The organism is Streptomyces sp. (assembly GCF_031178505.1).
Classification (GTDB): domain Bacteria; phylum Actinomycetota; class Actinomycetes; order Streptomycetales; family Streptomycetaceae; genus Streptomyces; species Streptomyces gulbargensis.
In genome coordinates, this window is record NZ_JAPSIW010000448.1 from 1 (window position 1) to 5878 (window position 5878).

The 5878-nt window shown below is 72.4% G+C and carries 6 protein-coding genes; 1 reads left to right on the plus strand and 5 read right to left on the minus strand.

Annotated elements, in window-relative coordinates:
- The coding region (locus RIF68_RS24810) for a glycosyltransferase (protein WP_309053517.1) at nucleotides 1-861 on the plus strand (861 nt) is incomplete at its 5' end.
- Between the two features lie 92 nt (nucleotides 862-953).
- Here the strand turns inward: RIF68_RS24810 and galE are convergent.
- The 5 genes from galE to rplU all read right to left on the minus strand — a co-directional run bounded on the left by galE (nucleotide 954) and on the right by rplU (nucleotide 5843).
- Nucleotides 954-1940: a UDP-glucose 4-epimerase GalE gene (galE, locus tag RIF68_RS24815; RefSeq protein ID WP_309053518.1), complete on the minus strand. Its 987-nt coding sequence runs from the start codon at nucleotides 1938-1940 to the stop codon at nucleotides 954-956.
- 16 nt (nucleotides 1941-1956) lie between these two features.
- A complete protein-coding gene (locus RIF68_RS24820) occupies nucleotides 1957-3615 on the minus strand; it encodes a glycosyltransferase family 2 protein (RefSeq protein ID WP_309053519.1) in 1659 nt (552 codons plus the stop codon).
- 89 nt (nucleotides 3616-3704) lie between these two features.
- Nucleotides 3705-5144 (minus strand): GTPase ObgE, encoded by a 1440-nt coding sequence (gene obgE / locus RIF68_RS24825; protein WP_309053520.1) that lies wholly within the window; start codon nucleotides 5142-5144, stop codon nucleotides 3705-3707.
- A 109-nt stretch (nucleotides 5145-5253) separates the two neighbouring features.
- The gene (rpmA, locus tag RIF68_RS24830; protein WP_010041940.1) at nucleotides 5254-5508 is read right to left on the minus strand and encodes a 50S ribosomal protein L27; all 255 of its coding nucleotides are present in this window, start codon (nucleotides 5506-5508) and stop codon (nucleotides 5254-5256) included.
- Nucleotides 5509-5522: 14 nt separating this feature from the next.
- Nucleotides 5523-5843 carry a 50S ribosomal protein L21 gene (gene rplU / locus RIF68_RS24835; RefSeq protein WP_309053521.1) on the minus strand — a complete coding sequence of 107 codons (321 nt, stop codon included), beginning with the start codon at nucleotides 5841-5843 and terminating at the stop codon, nucleotides 5523-5525.
- Between the last annotated feature and the right edge of the window lie 35 nt (nucleotides 5844-5878).

Sequence of the window (5878 nt, forward strand, 5' to 3'; positions counted from 1 at the left end):
CGCGAGCGTGCCGACCGGCTGACGGCCCTCTTCGCCGCCGCCCGGCCCGGCGCCGTGGTGATCGTGACCCAGGTGTGGGCGATGGAGTGGGTCTCCCTCGCCGACACCAAGGGCCTCGTCGTCATCGGCATGAGCCACGAGTCGTACGCCGCGAGCGCCGCCTCCTCCCGGCTCGCCCGGGTGAAGCGCTTCTACAAGGACGTCGACCGGCTCCTCGTCCTCACGCCCGGCGACGCGGACCAGTGGATCCGGGCCGGCATGGACAACGTCGGCCACATGCCGAACGCCCTGCCCTTCATGCCCGAGAACCCGGTCCCGCGCACCGGGAAGGTCGTCGCCTCCATCGGACGCCTCTCGCACGAGAAGGGCGTCGACATGCTGCTCGACAGCTGGGCCGAGGTCGCCGACCGCCACCCCGACTGGAAGCTGCGGATCTACGGCGCCGGCGACGAGGAGCAGGCGCTGCGCGCCCGGACGACCAGCCTCGGGCTCGACGGGTCCGTGGAGTGGATGGGCCGCACCAACGACGTGCTCGGCGCGCTCTCCGAGGCCTCGGTCTTCGCGCAGGCCTCCCGCGCGGAGGGCTTCCCGATCACCCTCCTGGAGGCGATGGCGGCCGGCGTGCCCTGCGCCGCGTTCGACTGCGCCCCGGGTGTACGGGAGATCATCCGTGACGGCGAGGACGGGCTGCTCGCGCGGCTCGGCAACGCCATGGAGCTCGGCGGGCACATCAGCACGCTGATCTCCGACAAGGAGCTGCGGGACCGGATGGGCGACGCCGCCTTCCGGAACGTGAAGCGGTTCGCGGCGGACGAGATCACCGACCGCTGGGAGGCGCTGTTCGCCTTCCTGGAGCGCTGACGGCGCTCGTCGACGGGCAGGACGTACGGGAACGGGCCGGGGAGAGGATCTCCCCGGCCCGTTCCCCTGTTCCCGCGCGGGAACCACGTCGGTCAGACGGTGGCGCCGCGGCGCGCGACCCAGCCGGCCCAGGCCGAGCTGATCATGTCGCGCACGTCGTGGCGGGCCTTCCAGCCCAGCTCCGCCGCGATGCGGTCGGCGGAGGCGACGACCCGGGCCGGGTCGCCGGGGCGGCGCGGGGTGACGAGCGGCTCGGTGGTGTGGCCGGTGATCTCGTTGATCAGGCCGACCATCTCGGTGACGGAGACGCCCTCGCCACGGCCGATGTTGACCGTCAGGTCGCGCGGCTCGCCCGCCCCGGCCCACTCCGCCAGCTTGCGCGCGGCGACGAGGTGCGCGTCGGCCAGGTCCTCGACGTGGATGTAGTCGCGGATGCAGGTGCCGTCCGGGGTGTCGTAGTCGTCACCGAAGATCCGCGGGGACTCGCCCGCGTCCAGGCGCTCGAAGACCATCGGGACCAGGTTGAAGACGCCCGTGTCGGCCAGCTCGGGGGTGGCCGCGCCGGCCACGTTGAAGTAGCGCAGGCAGGCGGTGGAGATGCCGTGGGCCTTGCCCGCCGCGCGGACCAGCCACTCGCCGGCGAGCTTGGTCTCGCCGTACGGGCTCAGCGGCAGGCAGGGGGTCTCCTCCGTGACGAGGTCCACGTCCGGCATGCCGTAGACGGCGGCCGAGGAGGAGAAGAGGAAGTTGCGCACGCCCGCGGCGGCGACCGCCTCCAGGAGGACGGTCAGGCCGATGACGTTCTCGCGGTAGTAGTGGAGCGGCAGCTCCACGGACTCGCCGACCTGCTTCTTCGCCGCGAGGTGGACGACGCCCGTCACCCCGTGCTCGGCGATCGTCCGGTCCAGGACCTCGCGGTCGAGCGTCGAGCCGACCACCAGCGGTACGCCCTCCGGCACCCGCTCCGCGTAGCCCGTGGACAGGTCGTCGAGGACGACGACCCGCTCGCCCGCCTGCGTCATGGCGCGGACCACGTGCGAGCCGATGTAACCGGCGCCGCCGGTGATCAGATAAGTCATAGCGCCCCAAACCCTTTCACTGAGAACTGCGCGAGAGCCGACGGAGCCGGGCCCTGACCGCCCGGAGCCCGTCCCGTGCTCCCGGTGCGAGCCGTACGGCCAGCGACCCGTTGGCCGTGACGTACTGCTGCACCAGGAGTACACCGTACCGGCTGCTCGGAAGGACCGAACGACGCTGCGAGCCGTCCGGCAGCCGCAGCGCGGTGGTGAAGGAGGAGCCGTCGGCGCACGTCACGGTGACCCCGAAGTCCCAGAGCTGCGTGCCCCGGCGCCCGCGCCGGCGGCCGGTCCTGGCCAGCGCGGTGAGCGGGGCGGGCACCCGGGCGGTCCAGGTGCCGTCCGCCGGGGCCAGGACGGCTTCTTGAGTACGGGCCGGGCCGCCGCCCTCGCGCGGGAGGAACGACACCTCGGCGGTACGGGGCACGGCCTCGGCGAGGCGCCCGTACAGGTCCCGGACGGTCAGGGCCAGTTCACCGCCGCCGGTGGTCCGCAGGGTGGCGTCGACGAGGAGCGGCAGTTCGTCCAGGGGCAGCGTGTCCATGCCGTCGAGCTCCGCCCCGGGCAGGTCCTCGGACCAGACGGCGGCGGTACGGGTCCCCGCGTACGGCGGCAGGAGCCGCGCCGGGCCGGCGGCGAGCCGGGAGAGGCGCGGGAGGTCGCGCGGCTCCGGCGCGGCGAGCAGGAACCGGGCGATCCAGCGGGCGGGCGCGCTCGCGGCGGCGATCTCGGCCTCGGTGAACTCCGCGAGGTGGTCCCGGGTGAGGGACCACCACGCGGCACGGTGGTCCGCGTCGCGCTGCCGCAGGTCGCGGGCGTACATGCGCAGGTCGTGTTCGAGGAACTTGGTGCGGCAGGCGGCGGCGAGGGCGGGCTGCCCGGCCTTCGCGAGGGTCCCCACGGCGGCGCGGTGGGCGGCGATCCGGGCCTGCCAGTTGGTGACGCCCTCACGGTCCAGGGAGATCGACAGGCGGGCGGCGGCCCGGCGCACGTGCCAGACGTACACGGTGTCGGGGACGACGGCGACCCGCGGCGCGGCGGCGTACACGCGGGCGGTGAAGAGGAAGTCCTCGTACACGAACCGGCCGTCGGGGAAGCGGATGCCGTGCCCGTCGAGGAAGGCCCGGTCGTAGACCTTGTTCACGCACAGGGTGTCGTGGAGCAGGGGCCGCAGCTCCTCGGCGGTCTCCAGGACGGCGGGCTCGCGGTAGAGCGCCGGCTGCCAGCGGACGTCCCGGCCCTCGGGCAGCTCGCGCCGGACGCAGACGCCGACGGCCACCGGGGTGCGGTGCCGCTCGGCGGCGGTGACCAGCGCCTCGGCGGCGCCGGCGGGCAGGACGTCGTCGCTGTCGAGGAACATGACGTACGGGGCGGTGGCGGCCCGGACTCCGTCGTTGCGGGGGGTGCCGCAGCCACCGCTGTTCTCGGTGCGGTGGATCACCCGTACCTTCGGGTGGCGGGCGGCGAGCTCGTCGAGGACGCGGCCCGTCCCGTCCCCGGAGCGGTCGTCGACCGCGACGACCTCGGCCACGACAGGGCCCTGGTCGAGCGCGGACCTGATCGCCTCGGCGACGAGCGCCTCGTCGTCGTAGGCGATGACGACGACGCTCACCTTGCCCGCGGTCGTCTCGGACGCGGTGCCGACGGAGGTCTGCTCGGACGGGGAAACGCTGCTCACAGCCTGGATCCTACGGGAGCCCCCCACCACCCCCGACGGGGCGGCGGAGGGCTCCGCGGCGCGACCGGGGAGCGGCCCCGGCGTCCCTTCTAGAAGGGGTTGAACTCGTTGAACTCGCGGTCGGCCTCGTCGCGCTCCGCCTGGCGGTCGCGGCGGCGCTGCGCCGCCGGGCGCGGTGCCTCCATGCGGTGGTCCTCGCCGCGGCGACCGAGCATCTCGGCGCCGGCCGTCATGCTGGGCTCCCAGTCGAAGACGACCGCGTTCTCCTCGGCGCCGATCGCCACACCGTCGCCGGCGCGGGCACCGGCCTTCATCAACGCGTCCTCGACACCGAGGCGGTTGAGCCGGTCGGCCAGGTAGCCGACGGCCTCGTCGTTGTTGAAGTCGGTCTGGCGGACCCAGCGCTCGGGCTTCTCGCCGCGCACCCGGTACACGTCCTCGGTCTCGTCGTACGTGACGGTGAAGCCGGAGTCGTCCACGGCCTTCGGGCGGATGACGATGCGGGTCGCCTCCTCCTTCGGCTTGGCGGCGCGTGCCTCGGCGACGATGCCGGCGAGCGCGAAGGAGAGCTCCTTCAGGCCGGTACGGGCGACCGCGGAGACCTCGAAGACGCGGTAGCCGCGCTTCTCCAGGTCGGGGCGGATCATGTCCGCGAGGTCCTTGCCGTCCGGGATGTCGATCTTGTTGAGGACGACGATCCGGGGCCGGTTCTCCAGGCCGCCGTACTGCCTCAGCTCCTCCTCGATCACATCGAGGTCGGTCACCGGGTCGCGGTCGGACTCCAGGGTCGCCGTGTCCAGGACGTGGACGAGGACCGAGCAGCGCTCGACGTGGCGGAGGAATTCCAGGCCGAGGCCGCGGCCCTGGCTGGCACCCGGGATGAGGCCCGGCACGTCGGCGATCGTGTAGACGGTCGAGCCGGCGGTGACGACGCCCAGGTTCGGGACGAGGGTGGTGAAGGGGTAGTCCGCGATCTTCGGCTTGGCGGCCGAGAGGACGGAGATCAGCGAGGACTTGCCGGCGCTCGGGTAGCCGACGAGCGCCACGTCCGCGACGGTCTTCAGCTCCAGGACGATGTCCCGCGCCTCACCGGGCTCGCCGAGGAGCGCGAAGCCGGGCGCCTTGCGGCGCGCGGAGGACAGCGCCGCGTTGCCGAGGCCGCCGCGGCCGCCCTGGCCCGCGACGAAGGTGGTGCCCTGTCCGACCAGGTCCGCGAGGACGTTGCCCTGCTTGTCGAGGACGACGGTGCCGTCGGGCACGGTCAGGACCAGGTCCTGGCCGTCCTTGCCGGAGCGGTTGTCGCCGGCGCCGGGCTGGCCGTTGGTGGCCTTGCGGTGCGGCGAGTGGTGGTACTCGAGGAGGGTGGTGACCGACTGGTCGACGACCAGGATCACGTCACCGCCACGTCCGCCGTTGCCGCCGTCGGGCCCGCCGAGCGGCTTGAACTTCTCCCGATGGACGGAGGCGCAGCCGTGGCCTCCGTTACCCGCGGCGACGTGCAGCTCGACGCGGTCCACGAAGGTGGTCATGTTCTGTGCCTCCAGATGCGTAAAACGGGGGGAATGTCTCTCTAGTAACACGCGAAAGGCGGACCCGCTTCCCGTGAGGGAAGTGAGGTCCGCCTCCGCAAAGATCCGATCAGGCGACCGGAACGATGTTCACGACCTTGCGGCCACGGTGGGTGCCGAACTGCACCGAACCGGCCTGCAGGGCGAACAGCGTGTCGTCGCCGCCACGGCCGACGCCCGCGCCCGGGTGGAAGTGGGTGCCGCGCTGGCGGACCAGGATCTCACCCGCGTTGACGACCTGACCGCCGAAGCGCTTCACGCCGAGCCGCTGGGCGTTGGAGTCGCGACCGTTCCGGGTGGACGATGCGCCCTTCTTGTGTGCCATTGCTCAGTCCCTCTTTACTTCGCGGCCGTCGGGATCGCGGTGACCTTGATCGCCGTGTACTGCTGACGGTGACCCTGGCGACGGCGGTAGCCGGTCTTGTTCTTGTAGCGCAGGATGTCGATCTTGGCGCCCTTGTGGTGGTCCACGACCTCGGCCTGGACCTTGATGCCGGCCAGGACCCACGGGTCGCTGGTCACGGCCTCGCCGTCGACAACGAGCAGGGTCGAGAGCTCGACCGTGTCGCCAACCTTGGCAGTGGAAATCTTGTCAACCTCAACGATGTCGCCGACAGCAACCTTGTGCTGGCGACCACCGCTGCGCACGATGGCGTACACGCGGATCTCTCTTTCGCTCGAAGAACGGCACCCCC

What these genes read in the sequence shown, in the direction of transcription:
- galE (WP_309053518.1), bottom strand. Translation starts at nt 1,940, where the DNA reads ATGACTTATCTGATCACCGGCGGCGCCGGTTACATCGGCTCGCACGTG.
- obgE (WP_309053520.1), bottom strand. Translation starts at nt 5,144, where the DNA reads ATGACCACCTTCGTGGACCGCGTCGAGCTGCACGTCGCCGCGGGTAAC.
- rpmA (WP_010041940.1), bottom strand. Translation starts at nt 5,508, where the DNA reads ATGGCACACAAGAAGGGCGCATCGTCCACCCGGAACGGTCGCGACTCC.